General features: G+C 64.9%; 23 protein-coding genes, 3 tRNA genes and 2 pseudogenes. 14 read left to right on the plus strand and 14 right to left on the minus strand.

Features of this window, described 5'->3' with window-relative positions:
• Window positions 1-33 precede the first annotated feature (33 nt).
• Both phaR and rimO read left to right on the plus strand, forming a co-directional pair.
• Window positions 34-522 carry a polyhydroxyalkanoate synthesis repressor PhaR gene (phaR, locus tag QM569_RS12840; RefSeq protein ID WP_414987629.1) on the plus strand — a complete coding sequence of 163 codons (489 nt, stop codon included), beginning with the start codon at window positions 34-36 and terminating at the stop codon, window positions 520-522.
• A 160-nt stretch (window positions 523-682) separates the two neighbouring features.
• The gene (gene rimO / locus QM569_RS12845; RefSeq protein WP_414987630.1) at window positions 683-2,074 is read left to right on the plus strand and encodes a 30S ribosomal protein S12 methylthiotransferase RimO; all 1,392 of its coding nucleotides are present in this window, start codon (window positions 683-685) and stop codon (window positions 2,072-2,074) included.
• An 88-nt stretch (window positions 2,075-2,162) separates the two neighbouring features.
• On the opposite strand, the gene QM569_RS12850 is transcribed toward rimO, so the two are convergent.
• A complete protein-coding gene (locus QM569_RS12850) occupies window positions 2,163-3,515 on the minus strand; it encodes an MATE family efflux transporter (RefSeq protein WP_414987631.1) in 1,353 nt (450 codons plus the stop codon).
• On the minus strand, window positions 3,512-4,039 hold the full coding sequence (locus QM569_RS12855; protein WP_414987632.1) for a DUF2239 family protein: 528 nt from the start codon (window positions 4,037-4,039) through the stop codon (window positions 3,512-3,514). Before QM569_RS12855 ends, QM569_RS12850 begins: the two co-directional genes overlap by 4 nt.
• A 106-nt stretch (window positions 4,040-4,145) precedes the next feature.
• Between QM569_RS12855 and QM569_RS12860 the strand changes: the two genes are divergently transcribed.
• The 3 genes from QM569_RS12860 to QM569_RS12870 are packed head-to-tail and all read left to right on the plus strand — an operon-like array spanning window position 4,146 to window position 6,844.
• Complete coding sequence (locus QM569_RS12860; RefSeq protein WP_414987633.1) at window positions 4,146-5,309, plus strand: SPFH domain-containing protein; 1,164 nt, start codon at window positions 4,146-4,148, stop codon at window positions 5,307-5,309.
• Complete coding sequence (locus QM569_RS12865) at window positions 5,310-6,587, plus strand: TFIIB-type zinc ribbon-containing protein (RefSeq protein WP_414987634.1); 1,278 nt, start codon at window positions 5,310-5,312, stop codon at window positions 6,585-6,587.
• 5 nt (window positions 6,588-6,592) lie between these two features.
• Window positions 6,593-6,844 carry a hypothetical protein gene (locus tag QM569_RS12870; protein WP_414987635.1) on the plus strand — a complete coding sequence of 84 codons (252 nt, stop codon included), beginning with the start codon at window positions 6,593-6,595 and terminating at the stop codon, window positions 6,842-6,844.
• An 85-nt stretch (window positions 6,845-6,929) separates the two neighbouring features.
• Here QM569_RS12870 and QM569_RS12875 read toward each other — a convergent pair whose 3' ends face one another.
• The 8 genes and pseudogenes from QM569_RS12875 to QM569_RS12910 form a co-directional block, all read right to left on the minus strand.
• Window positions 6,930-7,307 carry a helix-turn-helix domain-containing protein gene (locus QM569_RS12875; protein WP_414987636.1) on the minus strand — a complete coding sequence of 126 codons (378 nt, stop codon included), beginning with the start codon at window positions 7,305-7,307 and terminating at the stop codon, window positions 6,930-6,932.
• A gap of 95 nt (window positions 7,308-7,402) precedes the next feature.
• A complete protein-coding gene (gene efp / locus QM569_RS12880) occupies window positions 7,403-7,957 on the minus strand; it encodes an elongation factor P (RefSeq protein ID WP_414987637.1) in 555 nt (184 codons plus the stop codon).
• A 99-nt stretch (window positions 7,958-8,056) separates the two neighbouring features.
• Window positions 8,057-9,145 (minus strand): elongation factor P maturation arginine rhamnosyltransferase EarP, encoded by a 1,089-nt coding sequence (gene earP / locus QM569_RS12885; protein WP_414987638.1) that lies wholly within the window; start codon window positions 9,143-9,145, stop codon window positions 8,057-8,059.
• Window positions 9,142-9,429, minus strand: a pseudogene (locus QM569_RS12890) (LysR substrate-binding domain-containing protein); the annotation flags it as partial. The pseudogene QM569_RS12890 and the gene earP, both read right to left, overlap by 4 nt.
• A 335-nt stretch (window positions 9,430-9,764) precedes the next feature.
• Complete coding sequence (locus QM569_RS12895; protein ID WP_414987639.1) at window positions 9,765-10,307, minus strand: hypothetical protein; 543 nt, start codon at window positions 10,305-10,307, stop codon at window positions 9,765-9,767.
• A complete protein-coding gene (locus QM569_RS12900) occupies window positions 10,308-11,132 on the minus strand; it encodes a hypothetical protein (RefSeq protein ID WP_414987640.1) in 825 nt (274 codons plus the stop codon). It abuts the gene before it with no gap.
• Window positions 11,133-11,140: 8 nt separating this feature from the next.
• The gene (locus QM569_RS12905) at window positions 11,141-11,716 is read right to left on the minus strand and encodes a 2OG-Fe(II) oxygenase (protein ID WP_414987641.1); all 576 of its coding nucleotides are present in this window, start codon (window positions 11,714-11,716) and stop codon (window positions 11,141-11,143) included.
• Window position 11,717: 1 nt separating this feature from the next.
• Complete coding sequence (locus tag QM569_RS12910; RefSeq protein ID WP_414987642.1) at window positions 11,718-12,272, minus strand: hypothetical protein; 555 nt, start codon at window positions 12,270-12,272, stop codon at window positions 11,718-11,720.
• Between the two features lie 389 nt (window positions 12,273-12,661).
• Here QM569_RS12910 and QM569_RS12915 point away from each other — a divergent pair, with 389 nt between their 5' ends.
• The 7 genes from QM569_RS12915 to QM569_RS12945 all read left to right on the plus strand — a co-directional run bounded on the left by QM569_RS12915 (window position 12,662) and on the right by QM569_RS12945 (window position 19,313).
• On the plus strand, window positions 12,662-13,867 hold the full coding sequence (locus tag QM569_RS12915) for a CaiB/BaiF CoA transferase family protein (protein WP_414987643.1): 1,206 nt from the start codon (window positions 12,662-12,664) through the stop codon (window positions 13,865-13,867).
• A 67-nt stretch (window positions 13,868-13,934) separates the two neighbouring features.
• On the plus strand, window positions 13,935-15,845 hold the full coding sequence (gene uvrC, locus QM569_RS12920; protein ID WP_414987644.1) for an excinuclease ABC subunit UvrC: 1,911 nt from the start codon (window positions 13,935-13,937) through the stop codon (window positions 15,843-15,845).
• A gap of 22 nt (window positions 15,846-15,867) precedes the next feature.
• The gene (pgsA, locus tag QM569_RS12925; RefSeq protein WP_414987645.1) at window positions 15,868-16,434 is read left to right on the plus strand and encodes a CDP-diacylglycerol--glycerol-3-phosphate 3-phosphatidyltransferase; all 567 of its coding nucleotides are present in this window, start codon (window positions 15,868-15,870) and stop codon (window positions 16,432-16,434) included.
• A gap of 396 nt (window positions 16,435-16,830) precedes the next feature.
• Window positions 16,831-17,103, plus strand: a complete 273-nt coding sequence (locus tag QM569_RS12930; RefSeq protein ID WP_011805814.1) for an HU family DNA-binding protein — start codon at window positions 16,831-16,833, stop codon at window positions 17,101-17,103.
• Window positions 17,104-17,119: 16 nt separating this feature from the next.
• Window positions 17,120-17,195: transfer RNA gene (locus tag QM569_RS12935), tRNA-Val, on the plus strand.
• A 64-nt stretch (window positions 17,196-17,259) separates the two neighbouring features.
• Window positions 17,260-19,188 (plus strand): SurA N-terminal domain-containing protein, encoded by a 1,929-nt coding sequence (locus QM569_RS12940; RefSeq protein WP_414987646.1) that lies wholly within the window; start codon window positions 17,260-17,262, stop codon window positions 19,186-19,188.
• Window positions 19,189-19,237: 49 nt separating this feature from the next.
• Window positions 19,238-19,313 (plus strand) — tRNA-His (locus QM569_RS12945).
• Window positions 19,314-19,377: 64 nt separating this feature from the next.
• Here QM569_RS12945 and QM569_RS12950 read toward each other — a convergent pair.
• Window positions 19,378-19,454 (minus strand) — tRNA-Arg (locus QM569_RS12950).
• A 122-nt stretch (window positions 19,455-19,576) separates the two neighbouring features.
• On the opposite strand from QM569_RS12950, the gene QM569_RS12955 reads away from it, so the two are divergent.
• Window positions 19,577-21,322, plus strand: coding sequence for a cation:proton antiporter (locus QM569_RS12955; protein WP_414987647.1), 1,746 nt, complete (start codon window positions 19,577-19,579; stop codon window positions 21,320-21,322).
• Between the two features lie 74 nt (window positions 21,323-21,396).
• Here QM569_RS12955 and QM569_RS12960 read toward each other — a convergent pair whose 3' ends face one another.
• Complete coding sequence (locus tag QM569_RS12960) at window positions 21,397-23,205, minus strand: M14 family zinc carboxypeptidase (protein WP_414987648.1); 1,809 nt, start codon at window positions 23,203-23,205, stop codon at window positions 21,397-21,399.
• On the minus strand, window positions 23,202-24,263 hold the full coding sequence (locus tag QM569_RS12965; protein WP_414987649.1) for an endonuclease/exonuclease/phosphatase family protein: 1,062 nt from the start codon (window positions 24,261-24,263) through the stop codon (window positions 23,202-23,204). Before QM569_RS12965 ends, QM569_RS12960 begins: the two co-directional genes overlap by 4 nt.
• Before the next feature lie 33 nt (window positions 24,264-24,296).
• On the opposite strand from QM569_RS12965, the pseudogene QM569_RS12970 reads away from it, so the two are divergent.
• Window positions 24,297-24,353, plus strand: a pseudogene (locus QM569_RS12970) (hypothetical protein); the annotation flags it as partial.
• A 14-nt stretch (window positions 24,354-24,367) separates the two neighbouring features.
• Here the strand turns inward: QM569_RS12970 and QM569_RS12975 are convergent.
• Window positions 24,368-26,092: a DEAD/DEAH box helicase gene (locus tag QM569_RS12975; protein WP_414987650.1), complete on the minus strand. Its 1,725-nt coding sequence runs from the start codon at window positions 26,090-26,092 to the stop codon at window positions 24,368-24,370.
• Window positions 26,093-26,229: the final 137 nt, after the last annotated feature.

Below are 26,229 nucleotides of genomic sequence, written 5' to 3' on the forward strand. Positions count from 1 at the left end.
ACAACAAGGGGGCCGTGCCCCCAGGAGTCCGTCGTGCCCGACCAGCCCAGCACCGCCGCCACGAAGTCTTCCCAGCGCGTGATCAAGAAGTACCCGAACCGCCGCCTCTACGACACCGACACTTCCACCTACATCACCCTGGCCGAGGTGCGGCAACTGGTCATGAACCACCAGAGCGTCGTGGTGCGCGACGCCAAGACGGGCGAGGACATCACGCGCAGCATCCTGCTGCAGATCATCCTGGAAGAAGAAGCGGGCGGCGCGCCCATGTTCAGCGAAGCCGCGCTGGCCAACATCATCCGCTTCTACGGCCATGCCATGCAGGGCTTCATGGGGGCCTACCTCGAAAAGAACGTGCAGGCTTTCACCGACATGCAGGCCAAGCTGGCCGAGCATTCGCCACTGCTCAAGGGCATGATGGGCAGCTACGTGGAGCAGTCGCAGGCCGTGCTGGCGCGGATGCAGGAGCAGATGCAAAAGCAGACCGAGCAGCTGCTGGCCGCGTTCGGAATAAAAAGGTAACCCCCCTGAGCCGCTTCGCGGCTTCTCCCCAGGGGGACGACGCCAGTGGCCTGGCAAAGCCAGTTCCACGGCGTCCGCTGGCCTGGGCCGCGCCAGTTGCACGGGCTTGTGTTGCATGGTCACCCCAGAGATTCCGGGCCGAAGCTGGGACAATACGGGGATGAGCGAAGCACTCTCCCCCACGAAAACCCCCAAGGTCGGGTTCGTCAGCCTGGGCTGCCCCAAGGCCCTCACGGACTCCGAACTCATCCTCACCCAGCTCTCGGCCGAGGGCTACGAAACGTCCAAGACCTTCCAGGGCGCGGACCTGGTCATCGTCAACACCTGCGGCTTCATCGACGACGCCGTGAAGGAAAGCCTGGACACCATCGGCGAGGCGCTGGCCGAGAACGGCAAGGTCATCGTCACCGGCTGCCTGGGCGCGCGCGCTTCGCAAGACGGCGGCAACCTGGTGAAAGACGTACACCCCAGCGTGCTCGCCGTCACCGGCCCGCACGCCACGCAGGAGGTGATGGAAGCTGTCCACACCCACCTGCCCAAGCCGCACGACCCGTTCATCGACCTGGTGCCTGGGGCGTTTGGAGAGGCGGGCATCAAGCTCACGCCGCGCCACTATGCGTACCTGAAGATCAGCGAGGGCTGCAACCACCGCTGCACCTTCTGCATCATCCCCTCGATGCGCGGCGACCTCGTCTCGCGGCCCGTGGGCGACGTGCTCAAGGAAGCCCGCGCGCTGTTCGAGGGCGGCGTGAAGGAGCTGCTGGTCATCAGCCAGGACACGTCCGCCTACGGTGTGGATGTGAAGTACCGCACCGGCTTCTGGGACGGCAAGCCCGTCAAGACGCGCATGCTCGAACTCGTGCAGGCCCTGGGCGAGATCGCCGAGCCCCACGGCGCCTGGGTGCGCCTGCACTACGTCTATCCGTACCCCAGCGTGGACGAGGTCATACCGTTCATGGCCACGGGCAAGGTGCTGCCCTACCTGGACGTGCCCTTCCAGCACAGCCACCCCGACGTGCTCAAGCGCATGAAGCGCCCGGCCAGCGGCGAGCGCAACCTGGAGCGCATCCAGCGCTGGCGCGAAGCCTGCCCGGACCTGGTGATCCGCAGCACCTTCATCGCGGGCTTTCCGGGCGAGACGGAAGAAGAGTTCGAGCACCTGCTCGGCTTCGTGCGCGAGGCGCAGATCGACCGCGCGGGCTGCTTCGCCTACAGCGACGTGAATGGCGCCGCCGCCAACGAGCTGCCCGGCATGCTGCCGATGGAACTGCGCGAGGAGCGCCGCGCCCGCTTCATGGCCGTGGCCGAGGAAGTCTCCATCGCCCGCCTGCAGCGCCGCGTGGGCGCCACCATGCAGGTGCTGGTGGACCACGCACCCGCCCTGGGCCGCAAGGGCGGCCGGGGCCGCAGCTACGCCGACGCGCCCGAGATCGACGGCGTGGTACACCTGCTGCCGCCCGAGAAGATCAGCAAGCAATTGAAGGTGGGCGAGTTCACCCGCGCGCGCATCGTGGGCGTGCAGGGGCACGACCTGGTGGCCGTGCCGGTCTGATGGCCGATTTGCTATCGTAAGCATAGCTGCTTGCGCTTGTCCAGAAAGCGCTGGCGGCTGTTTTGACTCTTAGATCGTAAACACGCTCTTAAACCATCCGCCGGATCGGCTTGCCCTTCCACACCCGGTGGTAGTACGCGGCCTGCAGCGCCAGCGTCAGCCCGTAAGACAGCGGGAACGCCATCCACACGCCCGTCAGCCCGAACCGGCGGCTCAAAGCCCAGGCCATGGGCAGCTCCAATAGCGCCAGCACGCCGATGGTGATGGCCGTGGGCACCAGCACGTCGCCGCTGGCGCGCATCACCGCCGACAGCGCCACGAAGCAGCCGAAGATCAGCCCGCTCCACAGCACGATGTGCAGCAGGTGCGCGGCCGTCTCGATGACCTGTGCGTCAGGGATGAACAGGCCCAGCAGCGGCCGCGCGAACACCGAGCCGACGAGGGCCAGCGCCGCGCCGATGGCGAGGTTCATGCGGATCGCCGTGGCCGTGATGGCGCCCAGCCGCTCCGGCCGCCCGGCGCCGATGGCCTGCGCGCCCAGAATGGATGCGGTGATCGCCACCGAGATGATGGGGAACTGCGCGAAGCCCGCGATCTGGTTCACCGCCCCGTAGGCCGCTGTGGCGCTGGAGCCGAAGCCGTTGACCAGCGACACCACCACCAGCGCCGCCAGCGACGACGCCACCATCTGCACCCCGGTCGGCACGCCCATGCGCAGGATGGCGCGCAGCAGCACCGGGTCGATGCGCACCATGCGCCACAGCGCCGCCCCGGGCGCCAGCGGGCTTTTGATGCGGCGCAGCCGCCAGCCCAGCCACAGCAGCGCCAGCGTGAAGCCCAGGATCATCGACACGCCCGCGCTCACCACGCCCAGCCGGGGCAGCCCGCCCCAGCCCGCGATCAGCGCGGGCGTGACCACCAGGCCCACGCCGGTGGACAGCACCAGCGACCACATGGGCGACACCGTGTCGCCCACGCCGCGCAGCATGGACGTGGCCAGCAGGAACACGCACAGCCCCGGCATGCCCAGCAGCACCACGCGCGAATACGCGGTGGCGGTGGCCAGAATGTCCGGCGGCGTGCCCAAGAGGCGCATCAGCGGCGCCGCGAACAGCCCGCCGCTGACGGCCACCAGCGCGCCGAACGCCAGCCCCATGGCCAGCGCCGTGCCCGCGATGGCGCGCACCTTGTCCGGCTCGCGCGCGCCCCACGCCTGGCCGATGAGCACCGACGCGCCCGCGCCCAGCCCGATCATGAAGGCGATGAACAGGAACAGCACCGGAAAGAACGCCGCCACCGCCGCCAGCGCCTGCACGCCCAGCATGTGGCCCAGGAACACGCTGTTGAGCGAGCCCGACAGCGACTGCAGGATGTTGGCCAGGATCATCGGGCCGAGAAAGCGCAGGAATACGCGCCACAGCGGCGGTGGAGAAGAGGTCATTTCCATAGGGGGGACGCCAGATGGCGCAAATAGGCCCGCACGTCTTCGGGCCAGCCTTGCGTGTGCTGGTCGAAGGCCGTGCGCTCGCGCGCGAACAGGGCGCGGCTGGCTTCTTCAAAGCCGGGCAGGTCGCTGGCCATGTCGCTCATGAAGCGGTAGCTGGATTCGGTGGCGGCACGCAGTTCGTCCTGCGCGGCGTTGGTTTTGCGCGCTTCGTCGATCAGGCGGCGCAGCGCGGCGGACGCGCCGCCGCGCTGGCTGTTAAGCCATTCCCAGTGGCGCGGCAGCAGGGTGACCTCGCGGGCGGTCACGCCGAGCTTGGGGCGGCCGACGCTGGGTGGCGGTTCGGGCGCGGCGGCGGCCAGTTCGCTGCGCCAGTCCAGGTCGATGCGCTGCCCGGTCTGGTCGTCGAAGACCCGCAGCCCGGGGACCGCATCGGCTTCGTGCTGCCGCAGGTACTCCAGCACGGCGGTGCGCTCGCCCTGCAGTCTGCGGCATGGGCCTTGGAAGATGGTGTAGCTCATGGCCCGAATATTACCCGGGTTAAATTGTTTCGTCAATTTAATCCGGGTAAAAATACCGCTCCCGATTCGGGTATGCTTTTTTCCTCACACAAACAAGGAAGGCATCATGGGTCTCATCCAGGCAGCGGTTGGTTCGATCGGCGGTGCGCTGGCCGATCAGTGGAAGGATTTCTACACGGTGCCCGACGGCCTGCCGCCCACGGCGGCGCTGTTCGCCGCCGTGCCGCGCGGCACCAACGCGGGGCGCGGGTCGAACACCAAGGGCTCCAGCAACATCATCACCAACGGCTCCAAGATCGTGGTGCCCGAGGGCTACGGCCTGCTGCTGTTCCAGGACGGGGCCATCACCGGCTTCGCGTCCGAGGCGGGCGGGTACGAGTGGCGGTCGGACGACATCAACTCCAAGTCCATCTTCACGGGCGGCGGCCTGATGGACTCGCTCGTCAAGCAGAGCTGGGAGCGCTTCAAGTTCGGCGGCCAGCCCGGCTCGCAGCAGGCGGCGTTCTTCGTGTCGCTCAAGGAACTGCCGGACAACCGCTTCGGCACGCGGTCCGAAATCTACTGGGACGACGCCTACCTGAACGCGCAGGTGGGCGCCATCACGCGCGGCAGCTACACGATCAAGATCGTGGACCCCATCCTGTTCGTGAAGAACTTCGTGCCCGCCATGTACCTGCAAGGCGGCCAGGTGTTCGACTTCACCGACATCGACAACGCCGCCGCCAGCCAGTTGTTCAACGAGGTGGTGGGCTCGCTCGCGCCCGCGTTCAGCCTGTATACCAACGACCCGAGCAAAGGCAACCGCATCACCAAGATCCAGCAGGACTCGGTGGGCTTCGCCCAGAGCCTGTCGGACGCGGTGGAGAACGCCTACCAGTGGAAGTCCGCGCGCGGCCTGCAGATCGTCAAGACGGCCATCGTCTCCATCGAGTACGACGCCAACACCAAGGAACTGCTCAAGACCGTGCAGCGCGCCGACGCGCTGTCGGGCGCGCGCGGCAACTCCAACCTGCAAGCCTCGGTGGCGGCGGGCATCCAGTCGGCGGGGCAGAACGCGGGCGTGGGCGGCCTCATGGGCATGGGCATCGCCACGGGCGGCCTGGGCGGGCTGGCAGGCTTGCAGCAGCCCGTGGCCGCGCCTGCGCCGACAGCAGCCCCGGCGGCGGACGACCCCGTCGCCAAGTTGACCAAGGCCAAGCAGATGCTGGACGCGGGCCTGATCACGCAGGCCGACTACGACGCGGTCAAGGCCAAGGCGCTCGGTCTGTAAATGGCCTCGCCCCTGCCCACCGGCCCGGGCTCGCCGCGAGATGTGCCGCCCGCGCCGGGTGAGTCCCCCATCGACCCGGCCACGCTGCCGGAGCCGATCCGCGACGAGTTGACCGCGCCCGACCCGGTCGCCATCGACACCGCGTCCAAGGAGCTGAAGGACGGCCTCAACCACTGCCCCAAGTGCGGCGCGACCGAGATCCGCCAGCGCGCGGGCACCGACAAGCTGATCTGCCTGTACTGCCGCCATGAATGGACGGCCACGCGGGTCGAAGAAGAGTTCGGCCTGGGCGAAGGCATTGGCGACCTGAAAGGCACGCAGATCGCATCCGGCGCCAAGGACATTGCCGCCGATGCGGCCAGCCTGCGCACCTACCAATGCACCGGCTGCGGCGCCGAGGTGGTGGTGAACACCGAGACCGCCATGACCGCGCGCTGCCACTGGTGCCGCCACGTGCTGGGCGTGAACGAGCAGATCGACAACGGTGCGGTGCCCGACGCGGTGCTGCCCTTCCACATCAAGAAGGACGACGCGGTGGCGCGCATCCGCCAGTTCGTCGGCAAGCGCCAGATGTTCGCGCTCAAGGCGTTCAAGGAAGAATTCACGCCCGAAAACGTGCTGGGCGTCTATCTGCCCTACATGGTGGTGGACGCCAACGCCAGCGCCGACGTGGCGGGCTTTGGCGAGGTGGAAACGCGCCGCTACACGCGCGGCGAGGGCAAGGACCAGAAGACCTACTACGACGCCGACGTGTACCAGGTGCAGCGGCACGTGGACTTCACCGTGGACGACCTCACGATGGAGTCCAGCAGCAAGCGCGGCAACCTGGACACCAAGGCCAACACCAACAACGTCATCAACGCCATCCTGCCGTTCGACACCAAGAACGCCGTCAAGTGGAACGCCTCGTACCTGGCGGGCTACACGTCCGAAAAGCGCGACCGCGACGTGGAGCACCTGCAGCCGCGCCTGGAAGACCAGTTGCTCTCCATCGCCCGCGCGCAGGTGCAATCGTCGGTGCGCGCTTTTGACCGCGGCGTGCGCTGGGAGCAAGAGCGCATCGACGTGCACGGCACGCGCTGGGTGGCGATGTACCTGCCGGTGTGGCTGTACTCCTACCAGGAGCCGGGCAGCCACATGCTGCACTACATCGCCGTGAACGGCCGCACGGGCCGGACCATGGGCAGCGTGCCCGTGCAGCAGTGGAAGCTGATCACCGCCGCGCTCACCGTGGGCACCTTCGTCGAAGGGCTGGCGCTCTGGTTCATAGGACGGTAATGGGTATGGACAACGACAGCGCTCTTTTCTTCCTCGCCCTCGGTCCGGCCAGCGCCGTGGGGCTGTACTGGATGCTCTACCGCTACTACCGCAACACCGACAAGTCGCACGCCTTCGAGCGCGAAACCGCCATCGAGGCCCAGCCCGTCACCGGGGCCGATGCGGACCGCAAGGTGGACGAGGTGCGCGGCACGCAGGCCACACAGATACCCGGCAACAACGTGGGCGACTACCGCAGGCGCGTGCAGCGATTTTAGCTGAAATCATCAAAAATGATAGCTATTGGCGCTTTGCCAGTGGGGTCTGGAGGGCGTTTGGTATGAAAAAAAGCGCTGCGCAATCTCAGGCGGTTTGCCCGATCAACACCTCCGCCGGAATGCCCAGCCCCTGGTGCAGTTTGCGGATCATCGCCAGCGACAGAGGGCGCTGGCGTGCCAGCACCTCATAGACGCGGTTGGGCTGGCCGATCATGGGCGTCAAATCCTTTACCGTGAGGTTGCGCTGTTCCATGCAGAACTTGATGGCCTCGATCGGGTCCGGCGGGGCAATGGGGTAGTGCTTGCGCTCGTATGCCTCGATCAGCGTCACCAGCGCATCGAAGGCTGCGCCTTCCTCGCTGTCCGGGTCGGGCTCGAGGGGCGCGTCAAAGAAAGCCTCGGCCACCTTCAAAGCGGCCTGGTAATCGGCTTCTGTGCGGATGGGTTTGATTTGGTACGTCATGCCTTGTGCTCCGCGGTTGCAACGTCGATCTTGTCGAGTTGGGAAAACAAAAAGACTTCCCGAGGGAAGCCTTCTTTTGACGGAACCAAGCCGGATTACACGCGCTTGCGGTATTCGCCGGTGCGGGTGTCGATTTCGATCTTGTCGCCCTGGTTCACGAACAGGGGCACGGCCACCTCGAAGCCGGTGGCGATCTTGGCGGGCTTGAGCACCTTGCCGGACGTGTCGCCCTTGACGGCGGGTTCCGTCCAGGTGATTTCGCGCTCGATGCTGGTGGGCAACTCGACCGAGATGGCCTTGCCGTCGTAGAACACCACTTCCAGCGCCATGCCGTCTTCCAGGTAGTTCAGCGCGTCGCCCATGTTCTCGGCTTCGACTTCGTACTGGTTGTAGTCGGCGTCCATGCACACGTACATGGGGTCGGCAAAGTAGGAATAGGTGCATTCCTTCTTGTCCAGGATCACGTTGTCGATCTTGTCGTCGGCCTTGAACACGACTTCGGTGCCGAAGTTGGCGATCAGGCTCTTGAGCTTCATGCGCACGGTGGCTGCGCCGCGGCCGCCGCGGGCGTATTCGGTCTTCAGGACCACCATGGGGTCCTTGCCGTGCATGATGACGTTGCCTGCGCGGATTTCTTGAGCGATTTTCATAGCGAGTTGCTTGGGTTGGGGCCGCTCGAAGCGCGGCGGGACTGCGCGGGCCTTGAAGTGGCTTGGGTTGCCGTGCCTGACTGCGCAAAGCCTGCGATTTTACTGTTTTTCCAGAACGAAGCCCAAAAGCTGGCTGGCAAGGTCGTGCTGCGCCAGCAGCCGCTCGCGCGCGCCGCGCACGCAGGCCGTCCATTCGGCCAGGGTGTCGTCGCCGGGCAGCGCCAGCGGGGCGGCGTCCAGCCCGTTCCAGGCGGTGTGAAAGCGCCGCAGCGAGGGCGGCGCCCCCAGCCAGTCCAGAAAGGCGTGCAGCTTGGCGTGGTGCGCGCCGTCGTCCTGCGGGTAGATGTGCCAGACGAGGGCCTGCCCGGCCCACAGGGCGCGCACCAGCGAGTCCTCGCCGCGCACCAGGTTCAGGTCGCTGGCCCAGAGCATCTCGTCGAAGGCAGGCTGAGGGCGGGGTTGCAGATATGAAATTGATAGCTGCTCGTACTTGCTGAATAAGCGCTGCGGGCCGATTTGGCTTTGAACTGCCGCCGTGGCCCGGCCCGGCGTGACGAGCAGTTGCGTGGGCCGCTCCTGGCACTGCGCCAGCAGTTGGGGCAGGGCGGGGGGCTCGTAGCAGAACAGCGAGATCCAGCGTGCGTCCCTGTCCGCGCCCGGCGCGGTGGCGGCGCGCCAGGCATCGCGGTCGAACGCCTCGCGCCGCGCCATCAGGTCGGGCTCGCGCAGCAGGCCGCCCGTGGCGGGCGTGAAGCCGGGGTAGAAGAACCAGCGCGTCCACCCCGCCGCCGGGCCGGACTGGATGGGCGAGGGCAGGCGGTGGCAGCGCTCCACATAGCTTTCTGCCGACAGGTACTCCAGGTTGATCCATACGGGTTTTTGGCCTCTAGCGCTTGAATGGTAAGCACAAGCAGCTATGAATTCGGGAGCAATATCGCAGCCGAAGGCTTCCACCAGCACATCGGGCGGTCCGTCTGTGGGCGCGTGCTCGGGCCAGGCCAGCACCTGCACGCCGGGCGCACCGCGCGGCGCCATCCAGGCCAGGGCGCTGGCGTCGTCCACCCACAGGCGCACGGTGTGCCCGCGCGCCCCCAGGTCGGCGGCAAGCCGCCAGCACACGCCGATGTCGCCGTAGTTGTCGATGACCCGGCAGAACAGGTCCCAGCGAAGCGCGGCCATGTGGCTCATGGTGCGCGCAAGTGATCGACCAGCAACTGGGCGACGTTGGAGAGCGATTCCTCCAACCGCACGCACAGCGACAGCCGCCGCCGCGCCCAGGGCTCCGCCAGCGTGCCAGTGTCGAGTTGCACGCTGCCGCGAGGCAGCATGCCCACGCCCAGCTCGGTGGAAACCATGAGGCACATCGCGTAGCGGCCCGTGACCTGCATGCGTAGCGTGAGCGGCATCTCCGTCTCCGACGCCGCGTGCGTGAGCAGGTTGTTGATGGTGCTGCCCGTGTGCATGCCCACGATGACCTGCGTGATGGCTCCGTTCATCCGCATGCGTTTTCATTCTGGAAGAAGGCGTGGATGTTGAGGACAAACTCCAGTTCCCTTCCCGCCTCCTTGTAGGCTTGCGATGACGGCAGGCTGTTCTGCGTCATCACCGTGGACGTTTCCCCAGCAATGCTGATGAGGGCGCAGATGAGGATTATCTTGCAGCGACTCATGATAGGAACGGGGCGGCATGAATGGAATGCGAAATGCGTCTGATGGTACTGGAGCGGCAGGCTTCATTGGCTGGCGCTTCAGTACCTTGGGGCAACGACAAACTATGTGAAATCACTGTCATCCAAAAATATCAGAGCTTACTTGAATATTCCATCTTGCTTTTGCTTTCCTATTTCTCGTCTGAAAAGTAATGCACCTAAGGCGGTCAAGATGGTGCCAGTGATGCAGGTTCCCCAGCCAGCAATAAAGAGACTCTCCCGTTTCAATGATAGGAAATTGCGCATCTGATGTTCATTAATTGCTACATTATTGCCATTAATTATTCTCAATATTCTCTTGCTTGCGGCTCGCCCCGATTTGTCTTTCAATTGGAAATAAAAATCCAGCTCACTTCCCTTTTTGATGTCAAATGCGCTTGGTTCCATTGGAATTGACAAGGTTGCTACGTCGCGAGGTTTCTTCCTGTTAGGAAATATCACATCCATCTTTAGATACTCAAATCCATCGTCTGCACGCCCAATTTGGGTGACTGTCCCTTTTTCGACTAATAGGGGGGCGTCAATCATCGGATTGGGCTCCATTGAATACCCATCATAGAAATAAAGGGTGGATCGCATCAAAAAATAAATCCCAAAAGCCGTGATTACGGCGATGTTTGATGTGTATCTGGTGATGCGCATTTAATTGTAGCTGTCAGCATTTGATTCGCAACAATTGTATGAGTCCCCTTCATCCGGTTGTAAAGGGCCAATCGTTACGTTTCCGCTAGAAATGCCAGGAATCCAGGGTGCTGGAATTCCAATAACATTGACACCAGGGTCATATGGGATGCCGGCAGCCTCAAAAACCGACTGAGGTATAGGGGCGGCAGGGGTTATCACATCTCCCGAATCGAACCGTACACCAACTGAGATTGTGTAACCGCCGTAGTTGCTATGTATTTCATATAATGTTCTCAACGAGAGGTCTGGGGCGATGATTGCCGTCGGATAGCTTGCAGATGGCTGGTCTTGATAATATTTCTCCCAGATCGGTTTGACTGCATTATCCCAGACATTTTTGTATATGTACTCCCAGTTGACGGCGCCTAGTGCGGTCGCGAGACCTATCGCCCCCATGGTTAGTGCAAGTGGCCCTACGCTAACACCGCCAGCAGCCATGATTGCAAAGGTGCCGACTACACCTGCAACGCTGCCAACTAAGCTCAATACGTCTTCACGTTGAATAGGGCGATCGGCGTTAATATCAACCACAATTTTGAGGAATGTTAGCGTTCCTGCAAACGTGTTGGTGGCAACGTTTAGTAATCCCAATGGGCCGGCAGTTTGCCGTGTAATGCCAATGATTTGGCCGACAACGGTCCCGGCTAATTGGCCGGTTTGGGAGTGTGTGACGATAAGGTTGAAACCCGTCGGATTCTGATTGTAGGCATCGATGATTGATTGCGCACTGGCGCCAGTCGCGCTAGTCTCAAGAATCCCTGCAATGATCGTTGTGCTTGCCATTTATATCCCTATTTGAAGCGGATGTGCGTTTTGAATGCTATTGAAATTCTCAGCAATTCACACCCTATCGACGGTGAGCGTACGTTATGTGGTATTTCGCCGTCAAAAACAACTAGGCGATTAGGTTTTGGAATGACGGATTTAATTAAATCTTCAGAGGTTGTGCTGTAAAAGCACGTTTCACCACCCCATGTGGTTGGCCATATTCTGTGCATAAATAGCAACGCAGTCTTGGTGTATTCGCCTTTTCTGCTATCTCTGTGGATCGAGCTCTCGATACCGTATGTATGACCATTAGCGTATACACCGCGCAAATCTGCATCGGGCATATACTTCTCTTTGATCCGCTGCCATACGGGAATTAGAAACCGCCAACGATCATTGCTGGAGAGTTCTTCTAGGCAGCTTTTTTCTTCTGGTCGGTTGCGTCCTGCAATAAATACGTGCCAAGTCGGATGCTCATTCAAATGGCTTCGCCTCGGCCAACCATACTGCCAAATATCACCGGTTAACGAAATACCGGACTGTTTCCACTCTTCGGGTGATAGAAAATTATCGACAATCTCAATATAGTCGGCTGACATTTCAACTTTTCCAAGGATTGATTTCTTTTACTTCGCTATAAATCACTCTTGGAGATGCCTCTCTTTTGGCGCTTTTGCCGGTCTCAATCATTGCTTTCATTCGTGAATAGATGATTATATTATTATAGGGTAGGTCAAACTGGCATTTTATTAAGTGATGCTCCTTGGGTTCTGCTGTCAAATTAATCCTCTTAACCACTTGCTGGAAATGCTTGTCTGTGCCAAATTCGGCTACAATTGGTACATCTCTCTTTCTATATTTTCCTGCTGCCTCCAGCTTGGCTGACATGATATATAAATTGTTCCCAATTGAGTCAATAAAAAAATTCTCCGTAAAGCGAACTCGACTTTGATATGCATTCTTCTTGTTTTTCTTGTCGGTGTTATTATTTTTATCCTCGCCCTTCGCTGCTGCGGAGTTGTCTGGGGATATGCCAATCGATGCGCCAATTGCTGTCAGTGATGCATAGTTTATTAATTTTCTTCGATGCATGGCGTCCCGACTCAGGACGTTCTCTTGTGATTTGGTTGTTTTATGAGTTTGATCTGTCTTCATTTGACTCCAAGGCATTTTTTATTTTGAAAAATGAAAATGTTGAGTTGCATCAGATGATGGCTGATCCTCGTCATCAACGAAGTCGATTGTATCAATGAGAATGGTTCTCATGTGTGTAGTCAATAGAAGTTTCATCTAGTTGCAGTTTGCATCGAGCAAGCGTAATCGCTACCTTCACATCGGAGTGCGGCGTACGCAAGGTGTAATGGGTACTGGACATTGAGCGATGTTGGGGGTGAAACCGATGGCAGTCATTGATTCCCGCCGCACGCCACCTATAACGCTGCACAGCCATGCCGGGTCACGACGCTGGCTTCGCAATCAAGCGTTTTGCGCGTGCGGACGCGTTGGCGCATCATGCGCGCCAGATTTTCAGGAGATATACCGACATGCAAGAGACGACAGCCCCCGCCGCCCTGCAAGGCGTGCGCGTGATCGAAATGGGCCAGCTCATCGCAGGCCCGTTCTGCGCCAAGACGCTGGGCGAGTTCGGGGCCGAGGTCATCAAGATCGAGCCGCCCGAGGCGGGCGACCCGCTGCGCAACTGGCGGCTCATCAAGGAAGGCACCTCGGTCTGGTGGCAGGTGCAGTCGCGCAACAAAAAATCGGTGGCGCTGGATTTGCGGCAGCCCGAGGCGCAGGACATTGCCCGCAAGCTGATTGCCGAGGCCGACGTGCTGGTCGAGAACTTCCGCCCCGGCACGCTCGAAGCCTGGGGCATGTCGCCCGAGGAACTGCACCGCATCAACCCGGGGCTCGTGATGCTGCGCATCTCGGGCTACGGCCAGACGGGGCCGTACCGCGACCTGCCGGGCTTCGGCCTCATCGGCGAGGCCATGGGCGGCCTGCGCCACCTGACGGGCGAGCCGGGCCGCGTGCCGGTGCGCGTGGGCGTTTCCATCGGCGACACGTTGGCGGCGCTGCACGGGGCCATCGGCGTGCTGACGGCGCTGTACCACCGCAAGGTGAACGGCGGGCAGGGCCAGGTGATCGACGTGGCGTTGCACGAGGCGGTGTTCAACTGCATGGAGAGCCTGATCCCCGAGTACAGCGCCTTCGGTGCCGTGCGCAACGCTGCGGGCAGCGCGCTGCCGGGCATCGCGCCGAGCAACGCCTACCCGTGCGTGGACGGCTGGGTGCTGATTGCGGGCAATGGGGACAGCATCTTCAAGCGGCTGATGGATGCGATTGGCTGCACTGACCTGGGCAATGCGCCCGACCTGGCCAACAACACGGGCCGCGTGGCGCGGGTGGAAGAAATCGACGCCGCCATCGGCGCCTGGAGCGCCACGCGCAGCGTGCAGCAGGTGCTGGACGCGCTGGCCGCCGCGCGCGTGCCTGCAGGCAAGGTCTATACCGCCAAGGACATCGCCGAAGACCCGCACTACCGCGCCCGCGACATGCTGTTGCAGCAGACCACGCGCGACGGCTACACGGTGGAAGTGCCGGGCATCTGCCCCAAGCTGTCGGTGACGCCCGGCACCATCCGCAGCAGCGCGCCGCATCTGGGCGACGACACCGACGCCGTGTTGGCCGAGGCGGGGCTGACGGCGCAGCAGATTGCTTCGTTGCGACAGAAGGGCGTCATCCGGTGATATAAGCCAAATTGGCCTCTGGCGCTTATCCATCAAGCGCAAGCAGCTATCAATTCAATAGTATTCGATGCCCCCCACCCATTCCGAGGAACTGCTGGCCCAGGTCGCCGCGCTGCCCGCGCTGCCCGGCGTCTATCGCTATTTCGACGCCGAGGGCGCGCTGCTCTACGTGGGCAAGGCGCGGCACCTCAAGCGCCGCGTGTCCAGCTACTTCACCAAGAACCACGGCGGCACGCGCACCGGCCACATGGTGAGCAAGATCGCGCGCATGGAGACCACGGTGGTGCGGTCCGAGGCCGAGGCGCTGCTGCTGGAAAACAACCTCATCAAGACGCTGAACCCCAAGTTCAACATCCTGTTCCGCGACGACAAGAGCTATCCGTACCTGAAGATCACCCAGCAGGACTTTCCGCGCATGGCCTACTACCGGGGCGCGGTGGACAAGAAGCACCACTACTTCGGCCCGTACCCCAGCGCCTGGGCGGTGAAGGAAAGCATCCAGTTGCTGCAGAAGGTGTTCCGCCTGCGCACCTGCGAGGACACGGTGTTCGCCAACCGCACGCGGCCCTGCCTGCTGTACCAGATCAAGCGCTGCACCGCGCCGTGTGTTGATTTGATCTCGCCCGAAGCCTACGCGGCGGACGTGCAGCACGCTGAGGCCCTGCTGCGCGGCGAGACGCAATCGCTGTTGCAGACGCTGGAGGCGCGCATGATGGCCCACGCCGACAAGCTCGAATTCGAGCAGGCGGCGGAGGTGCGCAACCAGATTCAGGCGCTGTCGCGCGTGCTGCACCAGCAGGCCATCGAGACCGCCGACGACAAGGACGTGGACGTGCTGGCCGTGCGCGTGCAGGGCGGCCGCGCCTGCGTCAACCTGGCGATGGTGCGCGGCGGGCGGCACCTGGGCGACCGGCCTTACTTCCCCGTGCATGTGGAGGATGCCGCCGCCATCTATGCCGACGAGGAGGGCGAAGCGCGTCCGGTCGAGGCCCAGGTGTTGGAGGCTTTCATCGCCCAGCACTACATCGGCGTGCCCGTGCCGCCCGTGCTCGTCACCAGCGAGGCGGTGGATAAAGCCTTGCTGGAAGCCCTCACGCAGCAATCCGGCCTGCGCGTGACCGCCATCCACCAGCCCCGCGAGCAGCGCCGTGCCTGGCTGGACATGGCGCAAAAGAATGCCGACCTGCAACTGGCCCGCCTGCTGGCCGAGGAAGGCTCGCAACAGGCCCGCACCCGCGCCCTGGCCGAGGCGCTGCAGCTCGACGCCGACGACCTCGATCAGCTCACCATCGAATGCTTCGACATCTCGCACACGGCGGGCGAATCCACGCAAGCCTCGTGCGTGGTCTTTCACCACCACAAGATGCAGAGCAGCGAATACCGCCGCTACAAGATCGAGGGCATCACCGGCGGCGACGACTATGCCGCCATGCGCCAGGTGCTCACCCGCCGCTACAGCAAGGTGGCCGAAGCCATCCGCGAAATGGGAGGCGAGGCGGGCGGCGCGGAAGTCGCCAACACCCAGGCGCGCCTGCCCGACCTGGTGCTCATCGACGGCGGCAAGGGCCAGGTGGGCGTGGCGCGCGAAGTCTTTACCGCGCTGGGGCTGGACCTGTCGCGCATCGTGGGCGTGGAGAAAGGCGAGGGCCGCAAGGTCGGCCTGGAAGAACTGGTGTTTGCCGATGGCCGCGAGAAGGTCTATCTGGGCCACGACTCGGCCGCCCTCATGCTGGTGGCGCAGATCCGCGACGAGGCGCACCGCTTCGCCATCACCGGCATGCGCGCCGCCCGCGCCAAGGTGCGCGTGGGCGGGGGGCAGTTGGAGGAGATACCGGGCGTCGGCCCCAAGAAGCGCGCCCGCCTGCTGCAGCGCTTCGGCGGCGTGCGCGGCGTGGCGGCGGCCAGCGTGGAAGACCTGGCGACGGTGGACGGCATCTCACGCGATCTGGCCGAGGAGATTTACCGCGCGCTGCGGTGATTGCGCGGGCCATAATCGCGCCATGTTCTGGACGATCCCCACCCTGATGACCTGGACGCGCATCGTCGCGATACCCTTGATCGTGGGGGTGTTCCACGCACCCTTGGCCCCTGCCACCTGCAACCTCATCGCCACGGCGATGTTCATCGTCTTCGCCGCCACCGACTGGCTCGACGGCTACCTGGCGCGCAAGCTCAACCAGACCTCGTCGTTCGGCGCCTTCCTGGACCCGGTGGCCGACAAGTTCCTCGTCTGCGCCTCGCTGCTGGTGCTGGTGCATCTGCAGCGCGCCGACGTGTTCGTGGCGCTCATCATCATCGGGCGCGAGATCGCCATCAGCGCCCTGCGCGAATGGATGGCGCAGATCGGCGCCAGCAAGAGCGTGGCCGTACACATGATCGGCAAGATCAAGACCACGGTGCAGATGGTGGCCATCCCGTTCCTGCTGTACGACGGGCGCCTGTTCGGCGTGATCGACACCGGCGTGTGGGGCACCTGGCTCATCTGGGCGGCGGCGGTGCTCACCGTGTGGTCCATGGTCTATTACCTGCAAAAGGCGCTGCCCGAGATACGGGCCCGGGTCCAATGAATGCTTGCATGTTTTGGGCTTGCAGCGCAGAATGGGCAAGCGCGGGTGGCTACAATTTCAGGAGCGGACTGACGGTCGCCACGGCCCGCGAAGCCGTGCGGCATGGGGAGTGTCAATACGGAATCCCGCCCATACGGCACTTATGAGACATACCGCCCCGCAAGCCCCGTGCTAGCGTGGAATGCGGCTAGAATTCACCCAACGCTGTCACAAAATGCCGCGTTGTATTGACACCCCGAAACCCGATGGCTTTAATCTGATGCAGCAGTGCCTGCTTGCTGTGTATGCCAGTCATTCCCTCGTCCGATCGCCCCGCAGTTCTTGCTGCGCTGCCTGACGCGTGAAGACCAGATATCCAAGAGACATTCCATCAACTCTTTTACCGAGAGGCTTCTTGTGAACAAAACCGAACTGATCGAGCACATCGCTAACAACGCCGACATCTCCAAGGCCGCTGCCGCGCGTGCTCTGGAATCCACGATCGAGGCTGTCAAGAAGACCCTGAAGAAGGGCGGCACCGTGTCGCTCGTCGGTTTCGGCACTTTCGCCGTCGGCAAGCGCGCCGCCCGCACAGGCCGCAATCCGCGCACGGGCGCTACGATTAAAATCAAGGCTGCCAAAGTTCCAAAGTTCCGTCCCGGCAAGGCATTGAAGGATGCCTTGAACTAATGACCGGACCACGGCGGGGTCCTTAGCTCAGTTGGTAGAGCGGCTCCTTTACACGGAGTAGGTCGGCGGTTCGAGACCGTCAGGACCCACCACCCACCGAACAAAGGCGAACGCAAGTTCGCCTTTTTGTTTTTTGCGAATTCTGAAAGATCGACCATGTTTGAATCCATCCGCAAGCACTCCAAGATCGTCATGATCGTGCTGTTCTTGCTGATCATTCCATCGTTTGTGCTGGTGGGCATCGACCGCAACTACTTCTCCGAATCCAGCCCCGTGGTCGCCCGCGTGAACGGCGACAAGGTCACCCAGGCCGACTGGGACAACGCCCACCGCATGGAGACCGACCGCATCCGCGCCCAGTCCCCCACGGTCGATGCCAAACTGCTCGATTCGCCCCGCGCCCGCTACGCCACGCTGGAACGCCTGGTGCGCGACCGCGTGCTGGCCGCCGCCGCGAAAGACATGCACCTGGTCACCAGCGACGCGCGCCTGGCCCGCAGCCTGCAAGAGATTCCCGCCATCGCCGGGCTGCGCCGCCCGGATGGCACGCTGGACGCCGAAGCCTACCGCGCCCTCGTCGGCGCACAGGGTCTGACGCCCGAGGGCTTCGAGGCCAACGTGCGCCGCGACCTCTCCGTCAACCAGGTGCTGGGCGGCGTCATGGGCTCCGCCTTCGGCACCGACGCGCAGGTCAAGCTGGCCCTGGACGCGCTGTACGAGCAGCGCGAGGTGCAGGTGGCCCGCTTCAAGGCCGCCGACTACGCCGCCAAGGTCGAGCCGACGGACGCCGACCTGCAGGCGTACTACGACGCCCACCCCGCGCAGTTCCAGCAGCAGGAACAGGCCGCAGTCGAATACGTGGTGCTCGACCTCGACAGCGTGCGTGCCGGTATCACGCTGGCCGAGGACGACCTGCGCACCTACTACAAGGAAAACCTGGAGCGCCTGTCCGGCAAGGAAGAACGCCGCGCCAGCCACATCCTCATCAACGCCGCCAAGGACGCCCCCGCCGCCGACCGCGACAAGGCCAAGGCCCGCGCCACCGCGCTGCTGGAGCAGGTGCGCAAGGCCCCGACCACCTTCGCCGAAGTCGCCAAGAAGTCGTCTGACGACAAGGGCTCGGCCGCTGCGGGCGGCGACCTGAACTTCTTCGGTCGCGGCGCCATGGTCAAGCCTTTTGAGGACGCGGTCTTCGCGCTCAAGAAGGGCGAGATCAGCGACGTGGTGGAAACCGACTTTGGCTACCACATCATCCAGTTGACGGACATCAAGACCCCGCCCCAGCCCAGCTTCGAGCAACTGCGCCCCACGCTGGAGGCGGAACTCAAGCAACAGCAGGCCCAGCGCAAATTTGCCGAGGTCGCCGAGTCCTTCACCAACGGCGTCTATGAGCAGGCCGACAGCCTGCAGCCGGTGGCTGACAAACTCAAGCTCAAGGTGCAGACCGCCACGGGCGTGACGCGCGCGCCAGCCCCGGGCGCACAAGGCCCGCTCGCCAACGCGAAGTTCCTGGAAGCCCTGTTCGCCCAGGACTCCGTGCAGAACAAGCGCAACACCGAAGCCATCGAAACCGGCCCCAGCCAAATGGTGGCCGGTCGCATCACGGCCTACACGCCTGCCCGCACCCTGCCGCTGGACGAGGTGCGCCCCCGCGCACGCAGCCTGTACGTCGCGCAGAAATCCGCCGAACTGGCCCGCAAGGAAGGCGAGGCCAAGCTCGCGGCCTGGAAGGCCACCCCCGCTGCCGCGACCGGCCTGGCCGCCGCCGTGCAGATCTCGCGCGAGCAGCCCCAGGGCTTCCCGCGCGCCCTGATCGACGCCGCGCTGCACGCCCCGGCGGACGCGCTGCCCAGCTGGGTTGGCGCCGACCTGGGTGCCGAGGGCTACGCCGTCGTCAAGGTCAACCGCGTGATTCCGCGCCAGCCGCCCCAGGCCGACCGCGCCCGGCAGGAGCGCCAGCAGTACGTGCAGTGGTGGACGACGGCCGAGGGCCTGGCGTACTACGAACTGCTCAAGCAGCGCTTCAAGGTGCAGATCAAGGCCCAGCGCCCGGACGCCGCAGCGCAGGCGCCTGCCGCAAATTGAATGGAGTGGCCCGTGGGGTGAAAATCCCGGGCTATAATCCACGGCTACGGTGGCTGTAGCTCAGTTGGTAGAGTCCCAGATTGTGATTCTGGTTGTCGTGGGTTCGAGTCCCATCAGTCACCCCAGGTAAATTAAGCAAAAAAGCGCTGCAACGAAGGTTGCAGCGCTTTTTTTTGCTTTGGGTATCCCTGGCCTGCCCAGAGGGACTCGAACCCCCGACCTATTGCTTAGAAGGCAATTGCTCTATCCAGTTGAGCTATGGGCAGATTGGCGTGAACGCGAGGCCCGGATCATACCTGCGCCGGGTTTGAATTCCTGTGGCGGGATGGCGGAGGATGCGGGTATAACGGTGCTGCACGCCCGCCATCCCATTGCTTCATCGCCACCCATGCCCCACAGCGTTTCCCTGATCAACACCATCGCCGCCGCCCTGGGCCTGGCCCTGGCGCTGGGGTTCGTGGCCGCGCGGTTGCGGCTGCCTGCGCTGGTGGGCTATCTGCTGGCGGGCGTGGTGATCGGGCCGTTCACACCGGGGTTCGTGGCCGATGCGGCCATGGCGAGCCAACTGGCAGAGATTGGCGTGATGCTGCTGATGTTCGGCGTGGGGCTGCATTTCTCGCTGGGCGACCTGCTGGCGGTGCGCAAGATCGCCGTGCCGGGGGCCGTGGTGCAGATGATGGTGGCCACCGCTCTGGGCATGGCGCTGGCCACCTGGTGGGGCTGGACGCCGGGCGGGGCGCTGGTGTTTGGCCTGGCGCTGTCGTGCGCCAGCACGGTGGTGCTGCTGCGCGCGCTGGAGGCGCTGGGCATTCTGGACAGCCATACGGGCCGCATCGCCGTGGGCTGGCTGGTGGTGGAAGACCTGGCGATGGTGCTGGTGCTGGTATTGCTGCCGCCGCTGGGTGAATGGCTGGGCGGCAGCAGCGCCAGCGGGCAGGCGCCGGACGGGGGCACGCTGCTGCGCGCCCTGGGCTGGACGCTGCTGCAGGTGGGCGGCTTCGTGGCGCTGATGCTGCTGGTGGGGCGCCGCGTGTTCCCCTGGGTGCTGTGGCAGGTGGCGCGCACGGGTTCGCGCGAGCTGTTCACGCTGTGCGTGGTGGCGGCAGCCGTGAGCATTGCGTTCGGCTCGGCGGCGCTGTTCGGCGTGTCGTTCGCGCTGGGGGCGTTCTTTGCGGGCATGGTGATGCGCGAGTCGCAGTTCAGCCACCGGGCGGCGCAGGAATCCTTGCCGTTGCGCGATGCGTTCGCCGTGCTGTTCTTCGTGTCGGTGGGCATGCTGTTCAACCCGTCCGTGCTGTGGGACAGGCCCGTGCAGGTGCTGGCGGTGGTGGCGATCATCATGCAGGGCAAGACGCTGGCCGCCGCCGCGCTGGTGCTGGCCTTCCGCTACCCGCTGAACACGGCCCTCACGGTGTCGGCCAGTCTGGCGCAGATTGGGGAGTTCTCGTTCATCCTGGTGGCGCTGGGCACGTCGCTGGGCATGCTGCCGCCCGAAGGGGCCAGCCTGGTGCTGGCGGGCTCGCTGATCTCCATGGCGCTCAACCCCATGCTGTTTCGCGCCATTGCGCCGCTGCAGGACTGGCTGCGCGCCCGCTCGGCCTGGGCGCGGCGGTTGGAGCAGCGCGACGACCCGCTGGCCGAGCTGCCCATGACCACCGATTCGCGCTACCTGGCGCGGCAGGTGGTGCTGGTGGGCTACGGCAAGGTGGGGCGGCGCGTGGCGAGTGTGCTCACGGCCAACGACATCCCCTTCGTGGTGGCCGAGCAGAACCGCGAGTTGGTGGAGTCGCTGCGCGCATCGGGCATCGCCGCCGTGTATGGCGACGCGGTGGAGCCTGCGGTGCTGATCCAGGCGCACATCGCGCGCGCGGCCATGCTGGTGATTGCCACGCCGGACTCGATGAACGTGCAGCAGATGATCGCCACCGCCACCACGCTCAACCCGCAAATCGAGACCGTCGTGCGCAGCCACAACGGCGACGAGGCCCGGCGGCTGGCGCAGGAGTGCGGCTGCACGGTGTTCCTGGCCGACGAGACGCTGGCCCAGGCCATGGCGCGCCACGTGCTGGAGCGCACCGAGGCGCGCCAGGCGCGGGCCACGGCGCCCGCCCCGCTGCACAGCCGGGTTGGATGATTAAAAGCCAAATAGGCCGCTAGTGCTTGCTGGATAGGCGCTGGCAGCTATTATTTTAGTAGTGCAGCGCGCGCTTACTGCGTTTCCTCGAACACCAGCGCAGGCGTCACCATGACGCGGGCCGTGTCGCCCAGTTCCTGGATCAGCCGGTTGGCGAAGTAGCCGTTTTGCGTATCGGGCTCCAGAGCGGCGACAGCCAGGTTGGCGCGGGACTGGTTCAAAGGCACGTAGAAGCTGCCCGCCGGAATGTCGATGGCGCTGCGCACGGTGGCCACCTGCACGCGCACGATGCTGCCTTCGCCCGCGATGGCGCCGCGCACGTCCTGGCGGCTGCTGGTTTCGCGGGCAGTCTCGCGGTAGGTGTCGGCCAGGGCAGAGCCCGGCTCGGCCACGCGCATCACCTGCAGGCCCAGCAGGCGCAGGCGCTCGGCGGCCTCGGCGGCGCTGGCCGACAGCCAGTAGCCGCAGGGCCGGGCGCGGGTCTTGACGGGGCGCAGGGTGAGCGAGGAGTTCCATTCCACGCGGATGGAGCGGTCCACGCCCGTGTCGGGGTCCAGAAAGTCCAGCTCGCGCTGGCCGGGCGTGGCGGCGGCTTCCACCACCACCTGGTCGCGGCAGGCTTGCGAGCTGATGTCGCGTGCGACGAAGGAGCGCACCTGCTCCAGGTTGGCGGCGCGGTCGGCCGTGCTGCGCAGCGCGCTGACGATGGCCGTGACCTGCGTGTGGACGCGGCGCTGGATGTGCATGCGGCCTATGCCCACGCCGCGCGTCTCGATCAGCAGGCTGACGGTGTTCTTCAGGCCGTTCACGTTGCGGCCCGTGTCGGGCTGCGCGCCGCCCATGGAGATGCGCTTGTCGTCCGGGTTGGTGGACGTGGTGTAGTACCAGTCGCTCGTGAGGCCCTGGGCCTTGAGCGCCGCCACCATGGGCGGGTGGTACCACTCCTGCGATGCCTTGGTCAGAAACTCGGGGTAGTTGGCCGTGGTGGCGTACTGCAGCAGTGCGTCGTAGCGCTGGATGGCGTTGAACTTCTGCAGGTAGCGGCCCACGACGGTGTACTCGTGTGCGTCCACCACCAGGATGGGGCGGTAGTCGTTGACCACGCGGGCCAGGGCGCGCGCCTCGGGCGTGTTCAGCAACAGGTGGTCGCGGTTCATGTCCACGCCGTTGGCCGTGACGCGGGTGCCCGCAGCGGCGCCGTCGGGGTTGGCGCGCGGCACGATCACCACGTTGATGCGGTCCAGCAGCGGCTCCAGCAGGCCCTGCGCCAGTTCACGGGCGATGACCAGCAGGGCTTCGCTGCCTGCGGGCTCGTCGCCGTGCTGCTGGCCGATCAGCACCACGGTGGGGCGGTTGCTCTTGTCCAGGTCCACCAGCTCCGTGCCCGCCGCGCGGGTGGCCAGCAGGCCCAGGATGGGCTCGCCGCGCTGCGACATGCCCAGCCGCAGCAGCTTGGTGCGCGTGGGGCCGCGCGCGCCGGGGTTGTCCAGCGACTGCAGCCACTGCGCCAGTTCGGCATTGGTGGTGAAGGATCTGCGGTGGGGGGCCAGGCCCGGCGTGCCGTAGGCGATGGCGGGGTCGGGGAAGCGGGCGGCCACGGCAGGGCCGTAGGGGGCCGTGAGCGGCGCCTCGTCCTGCACCACCAGCGGCGCGGGGGCGGGCAGCGGGCTGGCGATGGCGCCGGTCTGCGGGGCCTGCTGGCCCGACGGCGCAGGCACCACGGTGGCGGGCTGCGGGCGCGGCAGCGGCGCCGGGGCTGTTGCGGTATTCGGGCGCGCCGCCGGGGTGGACGGCCAGGGGGGCAGGGGCGTGCTCGAACAGGCCGCCAGCAGCGCGGCAGCCAGCAGCGCGGAGGCTTTGCGGAAAGTGGGGTGCATGGTCATGGTTGTGAGGGCTGTGGGGGCGGCGATGCCGGGGCGATGTTACCTGTCCGCAGCCGCAGCAGGGCGCGCACGAAACCGTGGTCCGAGCGGCTGCGGTCGTGCCCTTCGTGCAGGTGGTCGTTGAAGTAGTCCACGCGCCGCACGTCGCCCACGCTGTTGCGGCCATGGGGCAGGAACTCCTCGCTCACCAGGATCTGGTCGAGCACGCTGGGCATGCCCTGGTGGATGTGGGAGTAGGCCACGTCCTTCTTCAGCGCCGCGTCACCCTGCAACTCGTAGGCGTTGAACAGGGCCACGTCGCGGGCGGTACGGTCGTAGGCGATGTCGTTGGTGGCGCAGATGAGCTGCGTGCTCACGCTGTCGGGCGTGTCGTTGAAGTCGCCCATCACCACCAGCGGCATGCTGGTGCGGTGCAGTATGTCGATGACCAGGCAGCGCAGCGCCATGGCCTCGGCGCCGCGCATGATGAGCGAGCGCAGCGACGCCAGGGCCATGACCTTGCGGTCGTCCCGGTCTTCCAGCGGGTTGCCCTGCGCGTCCTGCAAGAACTTGGGGCGCTTGGACTTGAGGTGGGCCGTCAGCACGTTCAGCGGCTGGCCGTGCTTCATGCGCAGGGTCGCCACCAGCGGCGGGCGCTCGAAACGGGTGTGCGCACCGATGTCCGGCACCTGAACCTGAAAGCCCGGCGGGAACTCCGCGAACGACTGCAGCGCTTCGACTTTCAGCCGGGTCGCCAGGCCCACGCGCGGCGTGCCCTGGGCGCCCGCCTGCGTGGGGCTGTTCTCTGCGCCGGGCACGGCCACAAAGTCGTAGCGCAGGCCGCTGCGCGAAAGGGCGCCCTTGAAGGCGGCCTCGTCCCACACTTCCTGCACCGCCAGCACGTCGGCGTTGAGCGCGCGAAAGCGCTCGCCCAGCCACGTGAGCTTGCGGTCGAATTCGGCCTGGGTGTAGGGCTCCTGGTTGTCGTAGAACATGCGCCCGGGGTTGGCCAGGTTGAGCACGTTGCAGGTTGCCACCATCAGGGTGGCCAGGGGCTGGGGCGGGTCGTTGGGGCGCATGAGGCCCCCACTTTACAGGGTGGCTGAAGGTTTCAAGCCATTTTGGCTGCCAGCGCTTGTGCAGCAAGCGCTGGTAGCTATTATTTCAGGAGCAATCCTGAAGATCAGCGGTTGAACGAGCCGCGCGAACCGCCGCCCGAGCCGCGCTGGCCGCCGTTGCCACGGCCACCGCCGTAGCCGCCACCACCGCCGCCGCCCCCATTGCGGAAGCCGCCGCCACCGCCGCGCCGACCGCGCCCGGCCATGCTGTCCACGCTGGTGCGCATGGGGTCGGGCTGGCCGCCGCCGCTGGAATGGCGGTGGTTGGGGTTGCTGTGCCCGCCGTGCGTGCCCAGGTGGGCATTGGGGTGGGGCGGCTGGTCTTCGTAGCGATGGCCGCCGCCACCGTCCTGGCGCGGGCCTCGGCTGCGGGCCGGGGCGCTCTGGCTGGGACGACCGCCCCCCGCATGGCCCTGGCTGTTGTTTCCATTGCGGCCACCACGACCGCCGCCATTGCCACTGCCATTGCCGCCGCCCTGCTTGGGGCCGCGCTCGCCCTGGGTGGCCTTGTTGGTGCGGATGCGTTCCATCATCTCGCTGCGGGCGGCCTTGGCCGCTGCCTGCATCACCTCGCGGCTGGGCGGCTTGCCCGCGCCGCCCCAGATGGTCTGGCGGCCCATGGCGATGGGCTCGGCCTTCTCGCCGGGCTCGGGGCCGAAGCCGTCGATCACCTGCACGGGGATGTCCTGCTTGGTAAAGCGCTCGATCTCCATCATGAAGCCTTCCTCGTCCATGCAGACCAGGCTCACGGCCTCGCCGCTGGCGCCCGCGCGGCCCGTGCGGCCGATGCGGTGTACGTAGTCCTCGGGCACGTTGGGGATTTCGTAGTTGACCACGTGCGGCAGGTCGTCGATGTCGATGCCGCGCGCCGCGATGTCGGTGGCGACCAGGGCTCGGATCTCGCCGCTCTTGAAGCCTGCCAGCGCCTGCGTGCGGGCGCTCTGGCTCTTGTTGCCGTGCAGGGCCATGGCCTGCACGCCGTTCTTGGTCAGGAACTCGGCCACGTTGTTCGCGCCGAACTTGGTGCGGGTGAAGACCAGCACCTGGCTCCAGTTGTGCTGCTGGATGATGTGCAGCAGCACCTGCTTCTTCTTGCCCCGGCCCACGGGGTGGATCACCTGCGTGATGCGCTGCACCGTGGTGTTGCGCGGCGTGACCTGGATGCTCTGCGGGTTCTTCAGCAGCGTGTTGGCGAGGTCGCGGATTTCGTCGCTGAAGGTGGCGGAGAACAGCAGGCTCTGCTTGTCCTTGGGCACCAGGGCCAGCACCTTCTTCACGTCGTGGATGAAGCCCATGTCGAGCATGCGGTCGGCTTCGTCGAGCACCAGCACTTCGACGGTGGACAGGTCCAGGAAGCCCTGCTGCTGCAAATCGAGCAGGCGGCCCGGCGTGGCGACCAGGATGTCCACACCGCGCTTGATGCGGTCGATCTGCGGGTTCATGCCCACGCCGCCGAAGACGACGGTGGAGCTGATGTCGAGGTACTTGCCGTATTCGCGCACGGATTCCTCGACCTGGGCGGCCAGTTCGCGCGTGGGCGTGAGCACCAGGGCGCGGATGCCCTTGCCGCCGAACTTGCTCTTGGGCGCCGTGCCTTGCGCGAGGCGGTGCAGCATCGGCAGGGTGAACGCCGCAGTCTTGCCGGTGCCGGTCTGCGCGCCTGCCAGCAGGTCGTGGCCTTCGAGCACGGCGGGGATGGCCTGGGCCTGGATGGGCGTGGGCGTTTCGTAGCCCGTTTCATGCACAGCCTTCAGGATGGCAGGAGCCAGGTTCAGTTCGTCAAATGTCATGTTTTTGAATGCGCCCGTCCGGGGCGCTGGGGTATCGGCCTGTCGCGCAACCTGTGCAGGCTGCCGAGCCAGTCATTCAAGCCGATGGGGTTCAGGATTGGGAGCCTGCAAGCGCAGCCTGCATCGTCCCCAGCAAA

This window comes from Acidovorax sp. (assembly GCF_047607405.1).
Lineage (GTDB): Bacteria > Pseudomonadota > Gammaproteobacteria > Burkholderiales > Burkholderiaceae_C > Acidovorax.

Coding starts and splice junctions, on each gene's coding strand:
- rimO (WP_414987630.1), top strand. CDS start 683: ATGAGCGAAGCACTCTCCCCCACGAAAACCCCCAAGGTCGGGTTCGTC.
- QM569_RS12850 (WP_414987631.1), bottom strand. CDS start 3,515: ATGACCTCTTCTCCACCGCCGCTGTGGCGCGTATTCCTGCGCTTTCTC.
- QM569_RS12855 (WP_414987632.1), bottom strand. CDS start 4,039: ATGAGCTACACCATCTTCCAAGGCCCATGCCGCAGACTGCAGGGCGAG.
- QM569_RS12860 (WP_414987633.1), top strand. CDS start 4,146: ATGGGTCTCATCCAGGCAGCGGTTGGTTCGATCGGCGGTGCGCTGGCC.
- QM569_RS12865 (WP_414987634.1), top strand. CDS start 5,310: ATGGCCTCGCCCCTGCCCACCGGCCCGGGCTCGCCGCGAGATGTGCCG.
- QM569_RS12870 (WP_414987635.1), top strand. CDS start 6,593: ATGGACAACGACAGCGCTCTTTTCTTCCTCGCCCTCGGTCCGGCCAGC.
- QM569_RS12875 (WP_414987636.1), bottom strand. CDS start 7,307: ATGACGTACCAAATCAAACCCATCCGCACAGAAGCCGATTACCAGGCC.
- efp (WP_414987637.1), bottom strand. CDS start 7,957: ATGAAAATCGCTCAAGAAATCCGCGCAGGCAACGTCATCATGCACGGC.
- earP (WP_414987638.1), bottom strand. CDS start 9,145: ATGAGCCACATGGCCGCGCTTCGCTGGGACCTGTTCTGCCGGGTCATC.
- QM569_RS12895 (WP_414987639.1), bottom strand. CDS start 10,307: ATGCGCATCACCAGATACACATCAAACATCGCCGTAATCACGGCTTTT.
- QM569_RS12900 (WP_414987640.1), bottom strand. CDS start 11,132: ATGGCAAGCACAACGATCATTGCAGGGATTCTTGAGACTAGCGCGACT.
- QM569_RS12905 (WP_414987641.1), bottom strand. CDS start 11,716: ATGTCAGCCGACTATATTGAGATTGTCGATAATTTTCTATCACCCGAA.
- QM569_RS12910 (WP_414987642.1), bottom strand. CDS start 12,272: ATGAAGACAGATCAAACTCATAAAACAACCAAATCACAAGAGAACGTC.
- QM569_RS12915 (WP_414987643.1), top strand. CDS start 12,662: ATGCAAGAGACGACAGCCCCCGCCGCCCTGCAAGGCGTGCGCGTGATC.
- uvrC (WP_414987644.1), top strand. CDS start 13,935: ATGCCCCCCACCCATTCCGAGGAACTGCTGGCCCAGGTCGCCGCGCTG.
- pgsA (WP_414987645.1), top strand. CDS start 15,868: ATGTTCTGGACGATCCCCACCCTGATGACCTGGACGCGCATCGTCGCG.
- QM569_RS12940 (WP_414987646.1), top strand. CDS start 17,260: ATGTTTGAATCCATCCGCAAGCACTCCAAGATCGTCATGATCGTGCTG.
- QM569_RS12955 (WP_414987647.1), top strand. CDS start 19,577: ATGCCCCACAGCGTTTCCCTGATCAACACCATCGCCGCCGCCCTGGGC.
- QM569_RS12960 (WP_414987648.1), bottom strand. CDS start 23,205: ATGACCATGCACCCCACTTTCCGCAAAGCCTCCGCGCTGCTGGCTGCC.
- QM569_RS12965 (WP_414987649.1), bottom strand. CDS start 24,263: ATGCGCCCCAACGACCCGCCCCAGCCCCTGGCCACCCTGATGGTGGCA.
- QM569_RS12975 (WP_414987650.1), bottom strand. CDS start 26,092: ATGACATTTGACGAACTGAACCTGGCTCCTGCCATCCTGAAGGCTGTG.